We start from the raw sequence: 866 nt of genomic DNA, 5'->3' as shown, positions 1-866 counted from the left end.
TGGTCCGGGACGGCTTTCATGTAGTCCGAGACGGCGACGATGGGGCCGGTGGCGCCTTCGAGTTGCTGGGTGACGAAGGGGACGCGGGCGGGCTGGCCGGGGTTGAGGAAGGCTTCCTCTTCGGCGGCGAGGCCGTCGCGGCGCAGTTCGTTCCAGGAGGTTACGGACCAGACGTCGGCGGAGACGTTCCAGTCATCGGCCAGCACGCGCTGGGCTTCGATGGCCCAGGGCACGGAGACGCCGGAGGCRAGGATCTGGGTGCGGGGACCGTCGATCTTTGCCGGGGCGAGSAGGTAGATGCCCTTGATGACGCCTTCGACGTCGAGGTTCTCCGGTTCTGCGGGCTGGAGGATGGGTTCGTTGTACACGGTGAGGTAGTACATGACGTTCTGGTCCGTGGAGTCCGYRCCGTACATCCGTTCCAGGCCGGAGCGGACGATGTGTCCGATTTCGTAGCCGTAGGCGGGGTCGTAGGTGAGGACGGCGGGGTTGGTGGAGGCCAGGAGGGGGGAGTGGCCGTCGGCGTGCTGGAGGCCTTCGCCGGTGAGGGTGGTCCGTCCTGCGGTGGCGCCGATGATGAAGCCGCGGGTCATTTGGTCGCCGGCGGCCCAGAAGGCGTCGCCGGTGCGTTGGAAGCCGAACATGGAGTAGAACACGTAGACCGGGACCAGGGGGACGCCGTGGGTGGCGTAGGARGTTCCGGCGGCGGTGAAGGCTGCCACGGCGCCGGCTTCGTTGATGCCGGGGTGGATCAGCTGGCCGGCGGGGGATTCCTTGTAGGCCAGGACCAGGTCCCGGTCCACCGACAGGTAGTTCTGCCCCTTGGGGTTGTAAATCTTCGCCGTCGGGAAGAACGCATCCATGCC

Annotated in this window: 1 protein-coding gene; it reads right to left on the bottom strand. The window is 67.0% G+C overall.

From position 1 onward, the window contains the following. A partial coding sequence (locus tag AC1DIP_RS22200) for a transketolase-like TK C-terminal-containing protein (RefSeq protein ID WP_477735116.1) occupies positions 1 to 866 on the bottom strand: 866 nt, incomplete at both ends.

This window comes from Pseudarthrobacter sp. 05T312 (assembly GCF_056396685.1).
The sequence above is the reverse complement of the archived record's forward strand: the minus strand, read 5'-3'. Positions and strand labels throughout refer to the sequence as shown.